Source organism: Bacillus sp. RCC_6_1, from assembly GCF_041360755.1.
In the GTDB taxonomy this organism is placed as follows: domain Bacteria; phylum Bacillota; class Bacilli; order Bacillales; family Bacillaceae_G; genus Bacillus_A; species Bacillus_A cereus.
In genome coordinates, this window is sequence record NZ_JBFUPV010000002.1 from 1,017,398 (window position 1) to 1,033,572 (window position 16,175).

Sequence of the window (16,175 nt, forward strand, 5' to 3'; positions counted from 1 at the left end):
ATGTTGTTACGTCAGGAAGTAGAACGTAGAAAACTAATAATCATTCGTAAATTATTGAGCTTAGGATTAGCTGAAATTAACGGTCAAACATTAGATCAATTAACGTTAACGCAGCTTGAAGGGATTCTAATAACAAGTTTGCAGGTATTGGAGGGGAAAAACAATGCCAAAGCAATTAACAATTTTTGATGTAGAACCAGTTATATCATTTGATTTTAAGAAAGCTCATATTCACCGTTTGAATTCAAAATTACGGTATGCAGATGTGGTTGTACAAATACCACGTCAGGCCAAAGCGATTGATGAATTAAAACCAACGACAGCGCCTGATGAACGTTATGAGTTGTTTGAAGATTACACAATTGGGATTTGGCGTTATAAACGAGCGGAGGATAAGCAATTTGTATGGGAAGAAGCAGAAAAATTGTGTAAGCAAGCAAGGGATGAAAAAAAGCCGATTCCAATTCGGCTCCATTTATCACTTGAACCATCATTTGTTCCTGAAAATGTTGTGCAATATCTATAGACAAATAAAAAAAGCTGAGATCACTCTCAACTTACTTCGACAAAGTAATTATAACATATGGGAGTGATCTTGGTGGGAATTAGAAAAGAAAATCTTGTTGAAATGACAGCTGAAATAGATTTGAAAACAAACGGAATATATATTGTTAAAAATGGTCAGGTTCAGCTAATAGAACCACCTCAAGGTGGATTTGGTGAACAGTCATTTGTATATCAAAGCGGAAAAGTAATTCGTATGGAAGAACGAAAAACACAGTTACTTTAATAAAATTTGAATTTTGTACGAAAGAATGGGAAAGGCAATTTAAAACCGACCCAAAAATTATTTGTTTTGGGTCGGTTTGGAATAGTAAAGCATTTTATTTACGATTGTGATTGGAAATGTTGAGATAACGTAGCTAGCTGTTTTAATTTTTCGGGATCCTTAAATGCTTGAGTCATGAATACTTCTAGCATTTTCGTTTCCGGGTTAAAGCTATTCTTTTGTATTTGTTGCATAGCTAAATCTATTGTTTGTGATGCTAATTCATTATTTCGCTCAGTAACCAGGGATTTTAGTTCCGTTAGGCTATCTTGAATGTTAAGTAAATAAGGCACAACATTCAATTGTCCTTGCTCGGATGTAGATTGTGTATTCTGTTGGGTTTCCTTTTTCTCTTGAATATCGAATGATAATATCGTTTCATGTAAACGTTTTTTAGCAACTTCAGCTTTTTCTAGGTCATTTGTAGCATAGGTGATAGTTCGTAAGTTAGCGACATCGAATGGGAGTTTTGTATCTTCTTCCACAATTGGGATTAATGGTTTCCCTAGAGCATGACGGAATCCCATTTCATAAAATGCATTTGGATTATGTTCAGTCATATCAGCAATGACTAAATCTGCATTATTTAAATGTTCAATGATAGTATTATCGATTCTGTCAACACTATGAAGTTTATCCACACGTATAACTTTAAAACCAAGGTCACTACAGACAGGTTCAATAATATGCTTTAAAACAATATCAGATCGTTTTCGTTGAGGTGAATCCTCATTTCCAATTGGACAAACAATAAAACAGTTTTTCATTAAAATTTTTCTCCTTTACTAGATCTTTTGTGTATTGTCATAATCTATGAAATTCCTCTTTTGGGTATTATAGGAATCTTTTTTATTTTAACACGAGGGGGTGAAAAAGTATGGATATAAAAAGAAAATTGGAGAATATTGTTTGGCATATTGAAACAAATAGAGAGATTTTAGGAGATACAAGAATATTGGATGATGTAATGTTCGCTTTAAAAAGAATGGTAGAGAAATCAAAGAACTAAAATTAACAAAAGCGTTATTTTATTATAGATAAATAGGTGACTCAGCAATTGTGCTAGCCGAGTCACCTAGTACTATTGAACCAAATAATGTTCTTTTTCTATATGTAGTTATGTTTAGTTTCTAGAGGCTAGCCCCAAAAAAACAGTTAAAGGACAAAGAAAATCATTGTAGAGAGCTTTAGATTTTATTATGTTAATGCTACAACAGCGAGAGTTAAGCCCAACGTATTTAATGGACTAGAATATGGTCCTACATTAACAGTAAGTGTACTTGGTAAACCTGGAGGTGTAGTAAAAATTGCGGGTGCTGATACAGAAGTAAATCCTGCAGTATATCCTAGAGAAGTACCTGAGCCAATGAGTGCATTATTATTAAGATACATAGTTATACCTGCAGAACTACCCCCTGGCTGAATAATAACTTGCACTTCATAGATTGCCAAATAGGTTCTTCCACCTTCAAGTAAAACAGTTGTTGGTGGTGTGAATGAGATTGCTGTACCATTAGAATTTAACACAGTATCTAGTGGAATCGCAGAATTTACAGAAACTATTGTTGGGGTAGTTTGAACAACATTTAAACTGTTAGCCGTGGGGGATGGACAATTGCACGGTTTGGAGTTGTTATCATTTTGGTAATTCACAAATAATCAAGCTCCTTTACGTAAGAAAATTTTTTATCCTATATAAAACGTAGTTTTTTTGTATCTAAGTTATTTTTAATAAGTTTTTAAAGATAAGTCGAATATTGTTGGTCAGTCAACTCTTAAAAGTATTTGATACTCTGGGATTTCAAAGTGCATCTGATAAATATATATGAATGTTTTTTAAGGGCATTACTGTAAGTTAGGAACCATAATAAAATAGTTATTGTATTGAACAAAAAAACATGCACAAAAATTGTGCATGTATAGTAAAAGCTATGTCTTGTCTATGTAAATATATGCTTAGTTTATATAAATCGTGTGTATGTTTGAACGAAATGGTTATTTGCAAATATAAAGAGCGCTTTTTAAGGCGCTCCATGAGCAAAACTAAAATTGAAAAAGAATACCACATGATATTTTATGTATGTTCTTAATACATGTGCAGATCTTTCTTTTGCACAACAAAGCAGCTAGTTAATAAAACTAACTGCTTGTTGTACAAAAGAAACGCTGCGCTTACAGAAATAGTTTGTAACTTTAAGTTACAAAAATAGTATGAACAGGGTTGAAAATGTTATGCGGAAATGAAAGAAAATAAAATAAAAAAGAGCACTTAGTAAAGTGCTCTTGTGACGAGACCCATTTTATAACGACTATTTTATAAAGAAAGGAACGCAGGATATTATATGTGCGCCAGTCAATTGAGTACCTTGTACAAATAAAGAGCAGCTAGCAAAAGCTAACTGCTCATATAAGGAAATCGGAGAAAGATAACCATGTGTCTACAGTATTGACGGAATATTGGTTTTTATTCGTGAAGAACTACGATTAACTTAATGCATAGCCCACAATCAAAGTTAGTGTTAAAAACACTGATAATAACAGTGTTAGTAGAACTGTTACTATGCTTCTAAGCATTGATATCCAATTATCTACTTTAGAGAATCCTTTAATACCAGCAAAAAAAGTTCCTATTGAAAAAATGAGTACGAAAAATAAAGGGTGAAAATAAACGGCGTTTATAAAAGATGCATTTATTTCAGGTGTACATACTTCAAGATATAAAAGAAAAAAAGCAATGCAAACGAATGAAAAAATAAAGGACCATAGATTTATATTATGTTTCATAGGTTGCTCCTTTGTTATCGGAATATTTCTATTAAATTTTAATGGAAAATATAAGAAAAAGATAGTGTTTATAAATTAGAGTGAAATTTTTAACAAAATAATCCTTTTCTAATAAAAGGTTACTAAAATATGAGGAAATGATATAATAATCCAAATTACACATTTAGTCCTACTGGAAGAACCAGCGGACATCGAACTATAAGAGCATTATTGATATTGCTCTGTAGTTTGGTGTCCGCTTTTTTGTTTTTATTAACAAAATATATAAGGGGTGTTTTTATATATGACGCAATTAACTTTCTTACCTAAAATTGATCGCAAAGCAACGCAGGTTCGTGTAGAAGAGATTCTTGAAAACGTTCGTATCTATAGACAATTTGGGATGATTAGACATGAGATGAAGGTTACAGCATCTAGCGAGGTAAGATATCACGGTCCGACAAATATAGTAGGGAAGCCAGCTGAAGATATCGCTTTAGCCAATGTTGCTATGAGTGAAAGAGAAGTGAAACTACAACGTTTGTCTTTTCAAATTGATAAGGCATTAAGTCGTTTTAGTAAAAACCAAAGGGATATTATTGTAAAACGATATTTAGAAGATGAAGAAGTCTTTGATTACATGGTTTATAACGAAATTGGTATGAGTGAGCGTACGTATAGACGAAATAAATCTAATGCTTTTTATAAATTAGCTTTTGCTCTTAGATTAGAAGTTTATGAAACTGAAGAAACTGGAGGGAATGAATAATGAATTTTGTTCAGCCAATACGTGATCCAGAGCAAATACAGCAGTTAAAAGAGTACTTTAGGAAAAAGAGCTTACGTAATTACATTCTCTTCATTATGGGTATTAATACAGGTCTCAGAATCTCAGATATTTTGAAATTGAAAGTAGGGGATGTTAAAGGCAGTCACATATCTATGCGGGAAAAGAAAACAGGGAAACAGAAACGAATACAAATTACTGCAGCACTGAAAAGAGAACTTAAATGGTTTATTGTAGAAAGAGAAGACAATGAGTATTTATTGCAAAGCAGACAAGGTAGAAATCGTCCAATCGGTCGTAGCATGGCATATAAGATATTAAGTGGAGCAGCGGCAGAGTTTGGATTAGATGAAATCGGAACGCATACCCTAAGAAAGACGTACGGGTACCATATGTACATGCAAACAAAAAACATAGCATTACTCATGGAGATATTCAATCACTCGTCAGAGAAGGTCACGTTACGTTATATAGGTGTTAACCAAGATGCAATGGATAAAGCAATGACTAGGTTTAAAATCTAATTATTGCTTATTTCTTTTTCATTAAAAGTTAAGCACCCCAAATCCCCTTAAAAAAGTTGTATTCGGAATATTTTAACAAAATAAAAAAAGACCCTACAAGAGAGTCTTTTATCAGCTAATATTAAGCTTTTTGAACATTAGTAGCTTGTAGGCCACGTTGTCCTTGTTCTACTTCAAACGTTACACTTTGTCCTTCGTCTAAAGATTTGTAACCGTCGATTTGGATAGCTGAGAAATGTACGAATACGTCTTCTCCACCTTCACGCTCGATGAATCCAAAACCTTTTTCTGCATTAAACCATTTTACTTTACCTTGTTCCATAATTGTTGCCTCCTAGTGTGGATACCCACACATATGTTACTACCCTTGCTCAAATACCTTAGACGAAAAACAAAATTTATTCTTAATCTCAAGCCAAACAAAAATAGGTCTTTCTTAAATTAACACACTTTCTAAAAAATAGCAAATTTCAAAAATAAGTCCTTATGGTAATTAGCTACTAATAGTTGTTGCTGAAGAAAAAGTCACTATGATAGTCATCACAGCAAGAAATTGCCAAAGGATCTCAACAATATCATTGGTTTGATTTTTTTTAGACATTCAACAACTGATAAAATTAGCTATTTTCGAACTGAATTTTACTTCTGGTAACGATAATTATGTAAATAAGCTGTCCATATGGGCAGCTTATTTTATTTTTTTGCTTAGCGTAGGTTATTTTGCAAAATGCTGGTGGTATCTCTATACAGTTACTCATAATTTTCGTACTGTGTAACTCAAAAGACAAAGTTAAATGAAATCAATGATACTAAGGGATTTCACGATAGGGTCAGTTACACACAATATAAGATATGGGTAAGTGGTTCGACAAAGAGTTATTTGGTATATTATTAAATGTAAATGTTAAATGGGAGTTGAAAAAATGAAATTAGATTCTACAGTAAGTTTTGCAGCAGTAATTACATTAGGTTCATTTTTACTGTTACATTACTTTATTGAACCACGTAAAGAAAAGAAAAGGAAAAAAAGTGAGAAATTCAAAAATTTTTATGCGCCGTTATATATGATGATAAACGCTCGATTATCTTTTGTGATTTTTCGTGCAAAGCATGATGACTCTAATTTAGAGAATGTGTATTTCAATGACGCAGGGTCACCAGCATTTATTAATAATAATTATGTAATTAAGTTCATTATAGAAAATTCCGCGTATGCGAGTATTGAACTTCTCAATGAATTAGAACTTTATATTCGTGATGTTACTGAAATGGACGATAGTTCTGAAAAAAACAAGAGGTTAATTGGAATTATTGTAAAGGAGTATCAACAATTACGGAAAGAATTAAAGATGGAATATGATAAGAATGAGTTGAAAACAGGGATTCCTAAGGAAATACAATCTCTAAGAGATAAAAATAGTGTTAAAGAATCTAGTAAAATAGTGGCAGAGTCGTGACCGCTTTTTGGCAGGAAATGTGCCGGTTGCTTTGGAATCAACGTGATATATTTGTATTGTGAGAAGTGGCGGAAAACACAACTCATAATGTTCCTTTATAAACTATTTGTTGTCTAAACGGTTTCATAATGATGGCACATAAAATCCGAAACCAGCAGATGGTAATGATTGAATGATACTATCATTAGGGAGAGCTTTTGCTCTTCTTCCTGTTACTTAATATTGTTGGAGCAGAATGTAATGGCATTAAGTAATTGGCAGAGGAATAAAACTTCATTTACGGTATTTATATAGGAGTGATAAAAGAAATAGACGAAAGGGTAACTGATGCATGGTTGCTCTTTTCTAAATATATAGAAAGCGTGAAATTTTAATGGGGTGGTTACCGGATACAACTTTTATGATGTCTGTTTAAATAAAATGGCGTTTTTAGGGTAAGTAAATAATTAAAAGAGAACTACTAGACTTAATACAATGACATGACCCAATAGACAAAAAGGGTGAAATGGAAGGTATTTCATCTATTAAATTTAAATGTTTTAATTATAAATTAATAAAAAAGAAGCCAGTACAAAGGCTTCTTTTTTATTAAACTTTATTATTACTATCTAATATTTTTGTTATATCAATTGTTTCGGATTTGATACCAATCATATGTAATGCGAGTTGAGCCTGAATCATGGAACGAATTTCTTCATTTTGAATAGAATCAGCAATTTTTATAGCTTGTTTTTGCTTTGAGCTTTCTCTTAAATTATCATGATATCCTTTAGAGGTCTCTCTCGATTTATGTGATTCTTTTAAAAATATCACAGCAATAGCTTCAAATATCAGACTACTTGTCAATTTTATTGTAAGAGCCACGTTATTAGAACTATCTAATGATACGTATAAAATATACACAAAAAAAGCAAATCCTAAAATAGACATTACGATTCCAGTAAAAAATTGTACCTTTGACTGCATCAACGTTTGTTTTTGATGAATGATCATAATGTCTTCATTTTCATTTATAGCAAATTCAATCTTTTTTTTATTGGGAGAGGTGTAAGCAAATACATTTGTATCTCCCATGGAAACTGCCTCTTTCTTTTTGGGAGGGTGTTCTTCGTAAGTTTCTAACGCTTTTTTGTGTGCATTAATTCTATCTGTTAGAGCTTTTTGTGTTTTTTCAGAGACCTTTCTAAGTGAATAAGTATAACCAACTAAAACTGTAGATACTAAAGCAGAAAAAACTACTGGAAACATACTTTCAAGTAAGGTTGACATATATACACCTCGAATTATCGTAGTATATAATGATTTTATAATAAATTAAAATAAATAGAAAGATTTTCTAAAAAATTAGGTTGTACTCGAGTAAAATTTATATTATCAAGAATTAAATAAAACTCTAAATTAATCACGTATAAATATAAATGTAATCAATTTAGAAGAGTGATATTCTGATATGAAATTTGCACTGTGGGAGTGGATAGAATGAGTTTTAAGGATAAACTTGAGTTAATAAATGCACCAGAAGATGTATTTGAAACAGCTGAAGATTTTTTGAAAAAAGGGCATGAGTTAGTTGATACACTTTCTGAATATAGTCCCTATGTTCGTTTAGCAAATAATTTGATGAATAAAAGAAGAGAACATAAGTGTAAAAGTTTTCTTCAAGGACTCGCAATAAAAGTATTTTCAAGAGAAGATATAACTGCTAACGATTTAGAGAAATTAAATAGACTGTTAGAGAAAAGTGAAAATATGATTTTAGTATTAGATATTTTAGAAGAAGCAACAAAAACTGTATCTAATGATTCTTCAAAATTATTAGGGATAATAGCTGGTCAAGTGATGCAAGGGCAACGAACTTTTACTTATAATGATTGGGTTCTTATTAATGGTTTGAAAAACATGAATGATTGGGATATTGAGAATTTCAAAAAAATCTACTTGTATTTTGAAGAACATCCAGAAGATAAGGTAGTAAGCACTGCATGTTTGATTCAAAATATATCTATGGAAGAATATAAACAAATAAGAGATAATACATTAGAAACAAAAGATCGTGCGATAGAAGAAGGTATTATAAATAATGAGGAATATAAAATGCTTAAGTCTTCTTTAATGCGAATTAGTAGTTTGCAAATTATTAGTGTAGGGCCAGTTACTTTTGCTTTGGACAGTGTGACTTTTGAAGGGAATAAGGTCGGTAATGAATTATATAAATTAATAAAGATAGTTTAAATATATTTGATTATTAGCTACAAGCATTCCATATGGAGTGCTTTTTATTTTGGCGGAGGATGAATGATGCCAATCAAAGGTGATGCAAAAGAAATCTGTTTTGCTGTACGTAATGAGAACCGGACAATTGGTGTAACAATATTAGTAAAGTGTGTGAAAGAAGAGGATTTATATGCGGACGGAAGAATATAAAACCAAACAACAAAAGCGTAAGTTCTATGACAGTGTTGAGTGGAGGAGTATACGTGAACAGGTGAAGAAGCGAGACAACTACGAATGCCAAGAGTGCAAACGAAACGGTCGCGTTCAAACAGACACCAATGAATACAGTGAGAGTGCAAAGCGTAAGAAGATTCAACTCGTTGTACATCATATAAAAGAACTCGAACATCATCCAGAGTTTGCATTAGAAATAGCTAATTTAGAGACAGTCTGTGTAAATTGCCATAACAAAGAACACGGAAGATTTTACAAAAAAAAACAAAGTAAATGGGAACACGATGAAAAGTGGTGAAAATGATTCAGAAACAGTCCCCCTTAAAATATTTCATCAAAAATCAATCTAAGGGGCACCGGAGGAGGGGGTTAACTGTCAGGTTTTTTTCGATTTTACGCACGTAAGGGGGGGTGGGTAGATGGCTGTTAGTATTGTGAGGTTAAAAGAACAGCTTATGAATAGTATTGATATTACAGATTTAGTCGAAGTTGAAAAGGTAGAAAGATATATTGATCTTGTAAAAGCATTTAGAAAAATAAATAAAACTATTAATAAAGAAGGCGAGTCCGTAACGATAAAAAACGGTTCTCAAGTTTTTGTTAAAGCCCACCCTCTTATAAGTGAGAGGAATAAAATTAACAGTTCATTAATTGCTTTGGGAAGAGATATAAAACTTTCTCCTAAAGTTGGTGCTTCTAATTCGGGTTACAGTCCAAGTGATTTAGTATGATTAGGCAAAAATATGTAGATGAATACATTGAACTTTATAGAAGTGGTAAAGTAAAGTTCAACAATGAAAGAGAACTGTTAATTGAATACCTGGAAAAATACATTTTAAATAGAGACGACTTGTATTTTGATGATGAAATGATCGAGAAGTGTATCCGCTTTGGTGAAAAGTGGTACTTTCCATTACAGTCATTTCAAAAATTCTTAATAGCATTCGTCTTTTTATTTTATAAGAAAAATGGCCGTGTATTTTATCGTAAATTCTTGTGGATGCTTGGCCGTGGCGGCGGTAAAAATGGTTTAATGACAGTTATTCTTCACTTTTTAATAAGCGAATTACATGGAATTTCTGAATATAACATTTCCGTTGTTGCAAACAGTGAAGAGCAAGCAAAAACAAGCCCAGATGAAATTCATAAATGTATTAAAAGAAATGAAGTTTTACAGAGAGCTTTTAAAACAACATTAACACAAACCATTTCGAAATCGACTGGAAGTGTAGTGAAGTTTAGAACATCAAACGGAGACACAAAAGATGGTCTTCGCGATGGCGCTGTAATGTTTGATGAAGTCCATCAATATGAAAGCAATAAAGATGTCCGTGTTCACATCAGTGGTTTGGGAAAAAAGAAAAATCCGCGTGAGTTTTACATTGGTACAGATGGATATGTAAGAGATGGATTCTTAGATAAATTAAAAGAAAAGGCAATGAAAGTTTTAAAGGGTGAAGCCCGTCCGAATGCGCTGTTCCCTTTCATCTGTAAATTAAATGATGAAAAAGAAGTTGATGAAATCGATAATTGGGAAATGGCGAATCCAATGTTATCTCAGCCGTTAAGTGAGTATGCTGAAGGCTTACTTGAAACAATAAAAGAAGAGTATGAGGATTTAGAGGACGATCCAAGTAACCGAGAAGAGTTCATGACAAAGCGAATGAACTTACCTGTTACAAATTTAGAACGGTCCGTTGCAAAATGGTCAGAAATTCTTGCTACAAATCGTCCTTTTCCTGATTTATATGCTCAAGAATGCATAGGGGCGTTAGACTTTGCAAGTATTCGGGACTTTGCAGCATGTGGTCTTTTATTTAGACAAAATGGGGAATACATTTTTAAAACTCATTCCTTCGTACGAAAAGAATTTGTTGATATCTATTACGGATATTCTAAAAAAGCAGGCGAGTTCAAGAAACAAAAATTCGCTCCAATTAAAGAGTGGGAAGAGCAAGGATTACTAACAGTTGTTGATGAACCGACTATTAATCCTCAACACATTGTTGATTGGTTTGTAGAAATGCGAGAACAATATGGGATTAAAAAAATTATAGCGGATAACTTCCGCATGGAAGCAATAAGACCACTATTAGTAGCAGAAGGATTTGAAATAGAAGTTATACGAAACCCAAAAGCAATTCATAGTTTGTTAGCTCCACGTATTGAAATGGCATTTGCGAATAAACAAATTGTTTTTGATGATAATCCGCTAATGCGTTGGTATACACAAAATGTATTGGTTGTTATCAAAGCTGATGGAAATAAAATATATGAAAAGAAAGAGCCCGTTCGTAGAAAAACAGACGGGTTTCAGTGTTTTGTTCATGCTCTTTATCGGGCGGATGAGATACAAGAAGCTACTGATTTTGTTATAGGCAATATTAAATTCTAATAAAGGGGGTGATAACCATTGGATGGTTAGGTTCAGTATTTAAAAGAAATAAAGAACTAGAATTCATGTTGGATCTGGACATAATAACTGATACTGCAAACAGGCTTCATATGAAACGATTGGCAATTGATACATGCGTTTCATTTTTAGGAAGAACGATTAGTCAATCTGAATTTAGAATAAGAAATGGTAAAGCGTTTAAGAAGAATGAGCTTTATTATCGATTAAACGTAAGACCAAACAAGAATATGACCGCAAGTACCTTTTGGGAACGGTTTGTTCGAAAGCTTATTTATGATAATGAGTGTTTAGTTATACAAGCAGATGATGGTGATTTACTTATTGCAGATGGATTTCAACATAATGAGTACGCTGTGTTTGAAGATACTTTTACGGATGTAAGGGTAAAAGATTATACGTTTAAGAGAAGTTTTAAGCAAAGCGAAGTTATTCATTTGAAGTATCGAAATGATAAATTAACCCCGCTTATTGATGGATTATTTGCAGATTATGGGGATTTGTTCGGCAGAATATTAAACTCTCAAAAACGTAAAAATCAAGTTCGTGGAACAGTTGATATGGATATGATTGGTGCTAAAACTGAGGAACAAATAGCAAAGTTACAAGAGTTTATAGACAACATGTATAAGTCAATTGGTTCAAAAGATATAGCTATTGTTCCACAGCAAAAAGGTATTAATTATAACGAGATATACAATGGTGTTGCAAATGGCCCAAGTGTGGAAGAAATCAATAAAGTAACAAATGGTTTCTTAAATCAAGTAGCTATGGCAATCGGTATTCCTATAGCTTTGATATATGGAGAAATGGCTGATGTAGAAAAGCAAACGAAAAATTATATGCTTTTCACAGTACGACCATTATTAAAAAAACTATCTGATGAAGCGAACGTTAAATTCTTTGAAATGAGTGAATATCTTTTGGGACAAAAAATTGAGGTTAAAGCTGTTTCCTACCAAAGTATATTTGATCTTGCGACAAGTATTGATAAGCTCATTTCTTCAAGTGCATTTACAGGAAATGAAATTCGTTCAGAAGTAGATTATGAAGAGTCAGATGATCCAAACCTAAATGTCCATCATATTACGAAGAACTATACAAAATTAAATGAATCTGAAGGGGGTGAGAAATGATGGAACATGTGAATATGAGTAAGCTTTTGAATTTAAAACGAGACATTCGTTTTGAAGCTAAAGGTGAAAATGAATACAAATTAACTGTTTATGGATCAATTGGTGGGTGGTTTAGTGAAAATAATGCTGAAGCAGTAAGAAGAAAAATTCAAGATGTTAAAGCAGAAAAAATTCACGTTCATATTAATTCGGGTGGAGGTTCCGCATTCGATGGTGTAGCAATTTGTAATCAGTTAAAGCAGCATAGTGCAGAAATTATAGTTCATATTGATGGTTGGGCAGCTAGTGCCGCATCTGTAATTGCAATGGCAGGAGACAGAATTATTATGCCTAGTAATACTATGATGATGATTCACCAAGCAAGTACCTTTGAATATGGAAACGCAGATCTTTTTGAAAAAACAGCAAGAGATTTACGAAAGATTGATTCAGCTTTAGCAGGATCTTATAAGAAACGTTTTGCTGGAACAGATGAAGAATTAAAACAACTTTTAAAAGATGAAACTTGGCTAACAGCAGAGGAAGCAGTAGCTCTTGGTTTAGCTGATGAAATTGCAGATGAAATTGAAATTGATGATACGCAAGAGGAGGAAGAGGAGGAAGTTGTAGAAAATTTAAAAGAAAGTTTAGTAGCTAAGTATACGAAAAAACAAAATAATCAAAATCCAAAAGAGCTTATTCAAGAGCCTGTTCATACAAAACAGAATTTGAGTACGCTCTTTTTAACATTAGGAGGAAAATAAAATATGGTTATCAAGTTTAATAATTTTGAAGAACAGAAACTAGCATTTGCAAAAGCTACACAGGAAGGTACAGCAGAAGAGCAATCAGTAGCATTGAACTCCATGATTGAAGCACTTGCTACAGATGTAAGAACAGATATTTTAAATCAAGTGAATGAATCAATGGTAGATCGTTCTATTATGCAATCTCGCGGTGCTAATGTATTAACAAGTGAAGAAATGAAGTTCTTTAATGCAGTTGTGGAAGAAGGCGGCTTTAAGTCTACTGAAACTTTACCTAAGACAACCCAAGAACGTATTTTTGATGATTTAGTTGAAGATCATCCTTTCCTAAAACATATCGGTCTTGAAAATCTGGGTGCAGTAACAGAATTTATTTATGGAGATCCAGAAGGCGCAGCGGTATGGGGACCATTATTTGATGGTATTAAAGGTCAATTAAATGCTACATTCCGTAAAGATAGCATTTCCCAACTTAAATTGACGGCATTTATTCCATTAGCAAATGACATGTTGAAACTTGGGCCTGTATGGGTAGAACGTTATGTTCGTACAATGATTACAGAAGCGATGAAAGTAGGTTTAGAACGTGGATTTGTAGCTGGTACAGGTAAAAATGAACCTATTGGGTTATTAAAAGATCCAAGTGGAAGTGTTGTGAATGGAGTATATCCAGATAAAAAGCCAGTAGGTACTTTAACGTTCGAGCCAGGCCGCAAAACAATCAATGAATTAAAAGGTGTTGTTAAACTACTAGCTAAAAAGTTAAATGCTGATGGTTCAGACGCAGATCGACCAAAAAATATTGCTGGTAAAGTAGTTATGGTAACTAATCCGTTTGATACTTTTGATATTCAAGCAAACGCGACAATTCAAAATGCGGCTGGAGTATATGTAACTAGTTTGCCATTTAATCCAATTCTTACAGAGTCAGTGTTTGTACCACAAGGAAAAGTATTATTCTTTGTTAAAGGTCAATATGTTGCAGCAATGGGTGGAACAGAGCCAATCAAGAAGTATGAAGAAACATTAGCTTTAGAAGATGCAACTGTTTATATTGCTAAACAATATGCTACAGGTAAACCGAAGGATAAATACACTTCACAAGTTTACACATTAAAGCTTGAAGAAGTAACACCACCGACTGAAGGGTGATGTAAATGGAAACAGTAATTTCAGACGAAATAATACAGCAGTTCAAAGATAGGATGCACTTGGGTGATGATGAAGACGATAACCTAAAGCGCATCCTTTTTGCATCCAATGAAGCTTTATTAAAAGTATGTGGATTGTATGACATAAACAAAGATGAGACGTTCAAAGAATTAGTTTTTGAACGTTCTCGTTATGCTTATAATGATGCACTTGAGTATTTTACTAAAAACTTTTTAACCGAAATTAATAGTTTTGGTATTGCAAAAGCATTAGAAGAAATCAAATTGGACGGTGAGTAATATGCGTCCTTTTCAGTATAAAAAACCACTGAATACAGGTGACTTTAGAAATCGAATTCGCATTGAACAACCTGAAATAATAAAAGATGAATTGAATCAAGCAATTGAAACAGGTAATTGGGAAGAAGTTAAAAGTGCATGGGCAATGATAAAAACGGTGAAAGGGTCTGAGTATATTGAAGCTTCAGCTTCACAGTCTACACGAATTTATCGGTTTGTAATTCCTTATACAACAGGTATTACAGAATTAATGCGAATTAATATGAAGAATCGTATCTTTGACATTATCGAACCGCCAATGAATGATGATGAAATGTATCAAACATTGACTATTATCGCAAAGGAGCATGTTTAATATGAGTAATTTTGCGAGTGATCTTGCAAGAGAATTGCAAAGATATGCAAATGTTGTGGAAGAAGAATTAACAACTGCACAAGAAGATGTAGCTGATATTGCTGTAAACAAGTTAAGACAAAATAGTCCTAAAAAAACAGGTGGTTATCGTAAAGGTTGGCGTAAGAAAAAAGTAGATAAAGCCGTTGTTATCCATAATACAAAAGGGCAATTAACGCATCTTTTAGAAAATGGCCATGCGAAAGCTAGTGGTGGCCGAGTACCGGAGAAAGTGCATATTCGTCCCGTTGAAGAGTATGTAATTGATGAATTGCCAAAACGTATTGAAAGGGCAATTGAATCATGACATTAACATTAGGAGAATTTATAAAAATTCTTGAAGCTACAGGCTATCCTGTGGCTTATTCGCATTTCATAGCAACACCAGGTAATCCAGTTCCGGCGCCACCGTATATCTGTTTTCTTGTGGATGGGTCAGCAAATTTAATGGCTGATAACAAGGTGTATCACAAGATAAATGATGTAAATATAGAGCTTTATACAACTAAGAAAGATGTAGTTGCGGAAGCCAAGCTAGAACAAGTTCTAGATGATCACGAGATTCCTTATGACTCGTATGGGACTTTTATTGAATCTGAAAATATGTATCAAAAATTTTATGAAACGAGGTTGATATAAATGAATGAAAATAAAGTAGCATTTGGTTTAAAGAATGTCCATTATGCGCTTTTCGATATTAAAGATGGTGTAGTTACATTTAATACACCAATTCCATTACCTGGTGCGGTTGAATTAACGTTTGATCCACGAGGGGATTTAATTGAATTCTACGCTGATGACATGCTTTATTACGCTGCAAGTAATAACCAAGGGTATGATGGAACGCTTTCTATTGCGACTATTCCGGAACAATTTGCAATTGATGCACTAGGAGAGGAATTAGACGAAGAAGATGGTGTGTTAAATGAGTTAGCGGATGCGAAAGGAAAATCATTTGCATTATTATTTGAATTTGATGGCGATGTACGAGCAACTCGACACGTTATGTTTAACTGTTCTGCAAGTCGTCCAACACTTGCATCTAAAACGAAAACAAATTCAGCGGAGCCAAATACAAATGAACTTAAATTTGTATCCAGCCCTATTGATATTAATGGAAAACGTATGGTTAAAACGAAAACTACTACTAAATCAAAAACAGATCTTTATAATAATTGGTACAAAAAAGTGTATACAAAAGTACCTGCATTACCAAAAGGAGCGTAA

Annotated in this window: 25 protein-coding genes; 20 read left to right on the forward strand and 5 right to left on the reverse strand. The window is 33.1% G+C overall.

Going from position 1 to position 16,175, the window contains the following annotated elements; all coding sequences use genetic code 11:
• The 3 genes from AB6801_RS11485 to AB6801_RS11495 all read left to right on the forward strand — a co-directional run bounded on the left by AB6801_RS11485 (position 1) and on the right by AB6801_RS11495 (position 790).
• Positions 1-189 (forward strand): hypothetical protein, encoded by a 189-nt coding sequence (locus tag AB6801_RS11485; protein ID WP_098330486.1) that lies wholly within the window; start codon positions 1-3, stop codon positions 187-189.
• Positions 164-526, forward strand: coding sequence for a cell division protein SepF (locus tag AB6801_RS11490; protein ID WP_098330485.1), 363 nt, complete (start codon positions 164-166; stop codon positions 524-526). Before AB6801_RS11485 ends, AB6801_RS11490 begins: the two co-directional genes overlap by 26 nt.
• Before the next feature lie 72 nt (positions 527-598).
• A complete protein-coding gene (locus tag AB6801_RS11495) occupies positions 599-790 on the forward strand; it encodes a DUF3954 domain-containing protein (RefSeq protein ID WP_016077319.1) in 192 nt (63 codons plus the stop codon).
• 98 nt (positions 791-888) lie between these two features.
• Here AB6801_RS11495 and AB6801_RS11500 read toward each other — a convergent pair whose 3' ends face one another.
• The gene (locus AB6801_RS11500; RefSeq protein ID WP_098022882.1) at positions 889-1,596 is read right to left on the reverse strand and encodes a hypothetical protein; all 708 of its coding nucleotides are present in this window, start codon (positions 1,594-1,596) and stop codon (positions 889-891) included.
• A 110-nt stretch (positions 1,597-1,706) separates the two neighbouring features.
• On the opposite strand from AB6801_RS11500, the gene AB6801_RS11505 reads away from it, so the two are divergent.
• Positions 1,707-1,838, forward strand: coding sequence for a hypothetical protein (locus AB6801_RS11505; RefSeq protein WP_255262004.1), 132 nt, complete (start codon positions 1,707-1,709; stop codon positions 1,836-1,838).
• Between the two features lie 188 nt (positions 1,839-2,026).
• Here AB6801_RS11505 and AB6801_RS11510 read toward each other — a convergent pair whose 3' ends face one another.
• Positions 2,027-2,482: a hypothetical protein gene (locus AB6801_RS11510; protein ID WP_098330484.1), complete on the reverse strand. Its 456-nt coding sequence runs from the start codon at positions 2,480-2,482 to the stop codon at positions 2,027-2,029.
• A gap of 831 nt (positions 2,483-3,313) precedes the next feature.
• Positions 3,314-3,613 carry a hypothetical protein gene (locus tag AB6801_RS11515; protein WP_098022880.1) on the reverse strand — a complete coding sequence of 100 codons (300 nt, stop codon included), beginning with the start codon at positions 3,611-3,613 and terminating at the stop codon, positions 3,314-3,316.
• Positions 3,614-3,896: 283 nt separating this feature from the next.
• Between AB6801_RS11515 and AB6801_RS11520 the strand changes: the two genes are divergently transcribed.
• Positions 3,897-4,361 (forward strand): ArpU family phage packaging/lysis transcriptional regulator, encoded by a 465-nt coding sequence (locus AB6801_RS11520; RefSeq protein WP_098330483.1) that lies wholly within the window; start codon positions 3,897-3,899, stop codon positions 4,359-4,361.
• Positions 4,361-4,903, forward strand: a complete 543-nt coding sequence (locus tag AB6801_RS11525) for a site-specific integrase (RefSeq protein WP_097981912.1) — start codon at positions 4,361-4,363, stop codon at positions 4,901-4,903. Before AB6801_RS11520 ends, AB6801_RS11525 begins: the two co-directional genes overlap by 1 nt.
• A 121-nt stretch (positions 4,904-5,024) precedes the next feature.
• Here AB6801_RS11525 and AB6801_RS11530 read toward each other — a convergent pair whose 3' ends face one another.
• Positions 5,025-5,225 carry a cold-shock protein gene (locus AB6801_RS11530; RefSeq protein WP_000434821.1) on the reverse strand — a complete coding sequence of 67 codons (201 nt, stop codon included), beginning with the start codon at positions 5,223-5,225 and terminating at the stop codon, positions 5,025-5,027.
• 601 nt (positions 5,226-5,826) lie between these two features.
• Here AB6801_RS11530 and AB6801_RS11535 point away from each other — a divergent pair.
• Positions 5,827-6,360, forward strand: a complete 534-nt coding sequence (locus AB6801_RS11535) for a hypothetical protein (RefSeq protein ID WP_255262003.1) — start codon at positions 5,827-5,829, stop codon at positions 6,358-6,360.
• A 588-nt stretch (positions 6,361-6,948) separates the two neighbouring features.
• Here the strand turns inward: AB6801_RS11535 and AB6801_RS11540 are convergent.
• Positions 6,949-7,629: a TRADD-N-associated membrane domain-containing protein gene (locus AB6801_RS11540; protein ID WP_098330481.1), complete on the reverse strand. Its 681-nt coding sequence runs from the start codon at positions 7,627-7,629 to the stop codon at positions 6,949-6,951.
• 210 nt (positions 7,630-7,839) lie between these two features.
• Between AB6801_RS11540 and AB6801_RS11545 the strand changes: the two genes are divergently transcribed.
• The 13 genes from AB6801_RS11545 to AB6801_RS11605 all read left to right on the forward strand — a co-directional run bounded on the left by AB6801_RS11545 (position 7,840) and on the right by AB6801_RS11605 (position 16,175).
• Positions 7,840-8,592: a hypothetical protein gene (locus tag AB6801_RS11545; RefSeq protein WP_098330480.1), complete on the forward strand. Its 753-nt coding sequence runs from the start codon at positions 7,840-7,842 to the stop codon at positions 8,590-8,592.
• A 66-nt stretch (positions 8,593-8,658) separates the two neighbouring features.
• Positions 8,659-8,784 (forward strand): hypothetical protein, encoded by a 126-nt coding sequence (locus AB6801_RS11550; protein ID WP_255262002.1) that lies wholly within the window; start codon positions 8,659-8,661, stop codon positions 8,782-8,784.
• Complete coding sequence (locus AB6801_RS11555; RefSeq protein WP_098330479.1) at positions 8,765-9,106, forward strand: HNH endonuclease; 342 nt, start codon at positions 8,765-8,767, stop codon at positions 9,104-9,106. Before AB6801_RS11550 ends, AB6801_RS11555 begins: the two co-directional genes overlap by 20 nt.
• 121 nt (positions 9,107-9,227) lie before the next feature.
• Positions 9,228-9,539 (forward strand): P27 family phage terminase small subunit, encoded by a 312-nt coding sequence (locus AB6801_RS11560; RefSeq protein ID WP_000301142.1) that lies wholly within the window; start codon positions 9,228-9,230, stop codon positions 9,537-9,539.
• Positions 9,536-11,203, forward strand: a complete 1,668-nt coding sequence (locus AB6801_RS11565) for a terminase TerL endonuclease subunit (protein WP_098330478.1) — start codon at positions 9,536-9,538, stop codon at positions 11,201-11,203. The genes AB6801_RS11560 and AB6801_RS11565 overlap by 4 nt, the downstream gene beginning before the upstream one ends.
• An 8-nt stretch (positions 11,204-11,211) precedes the next feature.
• Positions 11,212-12,357 (forward strand): phage portal protein, encoded by a 1,146-nt coding sequence (locus tag AB6801_RS11570; RefSeq protein ID WP_033668749.1) that lies wholly within the window; start codon positions 11,212-11,214, stop codon positions 12,355-12,357.
• Positions 12,357-13,100, forward strand: coding sequence for a head maturation protease, ClpP-related (locus AB6801_RS11575; RefSeq protein WP_098330502.1), 744 nt, complete (start codon positions 12,357-12,359; stop codon positions 13,098-13,100). Before AB6801_RS11570 ends, AB6801_RS11575 begins: the two co-directional genes overlap by 1 nt.
• 3 nt (positions 13,101-13,103) lie before the next feature.
• Positions 13,104-14,255, forward strand: a complete 1,152-nt coding sequence (locus AB6801_RS11580) for a phage major capsid protein (RefSeq protein ID WP_074625016.1) — start codon at positions 13,104-13,106, stop codon at positions 14,253-14,255.
• A gap of 5 nt (positions 14,256-14,260) precedes the next feature.
• Positions 14,261-14,554, forward strand: a complete 294-nt coding sequence (locus AB6801_RS11585) for a hypothetical protein (protein WP_000450783.1) — start codon at positions 14,261-14,263, stop codon at positions 14,552-14,554.
• A gap of 1 nt (position 14,555) precedes the next feature.
• Positions 14,556-14,909, forward strand: coding sequence for a phage head closure protein (locus AB6801_RS11590; RefSeq protein WP_001247293.1), 354 nt, complete (start codon positions 14,556-14,558; stop codon positions 14,907-14,909).
• A gap of 1 nt (position 14,910) precedes the next feature.
• Entirely contained in the window at positions 14,911-15,255 is a 345-nt protein-coding gene (locus AB6801_RS11595) for an HK97 gp10 family phage protein (RefSeq protein WP_000064422.1), read from the forward strand.
• On the forward strand, positions 15,252-15,587 hold the full coding sequence (locus tag AB6801_RS11600) for a hypothetical protein (protein WP_000176452.1): 336 nt from the start codon (positions 15,252-15,254) through the stop codon (positions 15,585-15,587). Before AB6801_RS11595 ends, AB6801_RS11600 begins: the two co-directional genes overlap by 4 nt.
• Positions 15,588-16,175, forward strand: coding sequence for a major tail protein (locus AB6801_RS11605; RefSeq protein ID WP_098330477.1), 588 nt, complete (start codon positions 15,588-15,590; stop codon positions 16,173-16,175). It begins immediately after the preceding gene.

What these genes read in the sequence shown, in the direction of transcription:
- AB6801_RS11485 (WP_098330486.1), top strand. Translation starts at nt 1, where the DNA reads ATGTTGTTACGTCAGGAAGTAGAACGTAGAAAACTAATAATCATTCGT.
- AB6801_RS11575 (WP_098330502.1), top strand. Translation starts at nt 12,357, where the DNA reads ATGGAACATGTGAATATGAGTAAGCTTTTGAATTTAAAACGAGACATT.
- AB6801_RS11590 (WP_001247293.1), top strand. Translation starts at nt 14,556, where the DNA reads ATGCGTCCTTTTCAGTATAAAAAACCACTGAATACAGGTGACTTTAGA.
- AB6801_RS11580 (WP_074625016.1), top strand. Translation starts at nt 13,104, where the DNA reads ATGGTTATCAAGTTTAATAATTTTGAAGAACAGAAACTAGCATTTGCA.
- AB6801_RS11500 (WP_098022882.1), bottom strand. Translation starts at nt 1,596, where the DNA reads ATGAAAAACTGTTTTATTGTTTGTCCAATTGGAAATGAGGATTCACCT.
- AB6801_RS11585 (WP_000450783.1), top strand. Translation starts at nt 14,261, where the DNA reads ATGGAAACAGTAATTTCAGACGAAATAATACAGCAGTTCAAAGATAGG.
- AB6801_RS11490 (WP_098330485.1), top strand. Translation starts at nt 164, where the DNA reads ATGCCAAAGCAATTAACAATTTTTGATGTAGAACCAGTTATATCATTT.
- AB6801_RS11530 (WP_000434821.1), bottom strand. Translation starts at nt 5,225, where the DNA reads ATGGAACAAGGTAAAGTAAAATGGTTTAATGCAGAAAAAGGTTTTGGA.
- AB6801_RS11565 (WP_098330478.1), top strand. Translation starts at nt 9,536, where the DNA reads ATGATTAGGCAAAAATATGTAGATGAATACATTGAACTTTATAGAAGT.
- AB6801_RS11535 (WP_255262003.1), top strand. Translation starts at nt 5,827, where the DNA reads ATGAAATTAGATTCTACAGTAAGTTTTGCAGCAGTAATTACATTAGGT.
- AB6801_RS11550 (WP_255262002.1), top strand. Translation starts at nt 8,659, where the DNA reads ATGCCAATCAAAGGTGATGCAAAAGAAATCTGTTTTGCTGTACGTAAT.
- AB6801_RS11600 (WP_000176452.1), top strand. Translation starts at nt 15,252, where the DNA reads ATGACATTAACATTAGGAGAATTTATAAAAATTCTTGAAGCTACAGGC.
- AB6801_RS11555 (WP_098330479.1), top strand. Translation starts at nt 8,765, where the DNA reads ATGCGGACGGAAGAATATAAAACCAAACAACAAAAGCGTAAGTTCTAT.
- AB6801_RS11605 (WP_098330477.1), top strand. Translation starts at nt 15,588, where the DNA reads ATGAATGAAAATAAAGTAGCATTTGGTTTAAAGAATGTCCATTATGCG.
- AB6801_RS11545 (WP_098330480.1), top strand. Translation starts at nt 7,840, where the DNA reads ATGAGTTTTAAGGATAAACTTGAGTTAATAAATGCACCAGAAGATGTA.
- AB6801_RS11595 (WP_000064422.1), top strand. Translation starts at nt 14,911, where the DNA reads ATGAGTAATTTTGCGAGTGATCTTGCAAGAGAATTGCAAAGATATGCA.
- AB6801_RS11515 (WP_098022880.1), bottom strand. Translation starts at nt 3,613, where the DNA reads ATGAAACATAATATAAATCTATGGTCCTTTATTTTTTCATTCGTTTGC.
- AB6801_RS11525 (WP_097981912.1), top strand. Translation starts at nt 4,361, where the DNA reads ATGAATTTTGTTCAGCCAATACGTGATCCAGAGCAAATACAGCAGTTA.
- AB6801_RS11520 (WP_098330483.1), top strand. Translation starts at nt 3,897, where the DNA reads ATGACGCAATTAACTTTCTTACCTAAAATTGATCGCAAAGCAACGCAG.
- AB6801_RS11560 (WP_000301142.1), top strand. Translation starts at nt 9,228, where the DNA reads ATGGCTGTTAGTATTGTGAGGTTAAAAGAACAGCTTATGAATAGTATT.
- AB6801_RS11505 (WP_255262004.1), top strand. Translation starts at nt 1,707, where the DNA reads ATGGATATAAAAAGAAAATTGGAGAATATTGTTTGGCATATTGAAACA.
- AB6801_RS11540 (WP_098330481.1), bottom strand. Translation starts at nt 7,629, where the DNA reads ATGTCAACCTTACTTGAAAGTATGTTTCCAGTAGTTTTTTCTGCTTTA.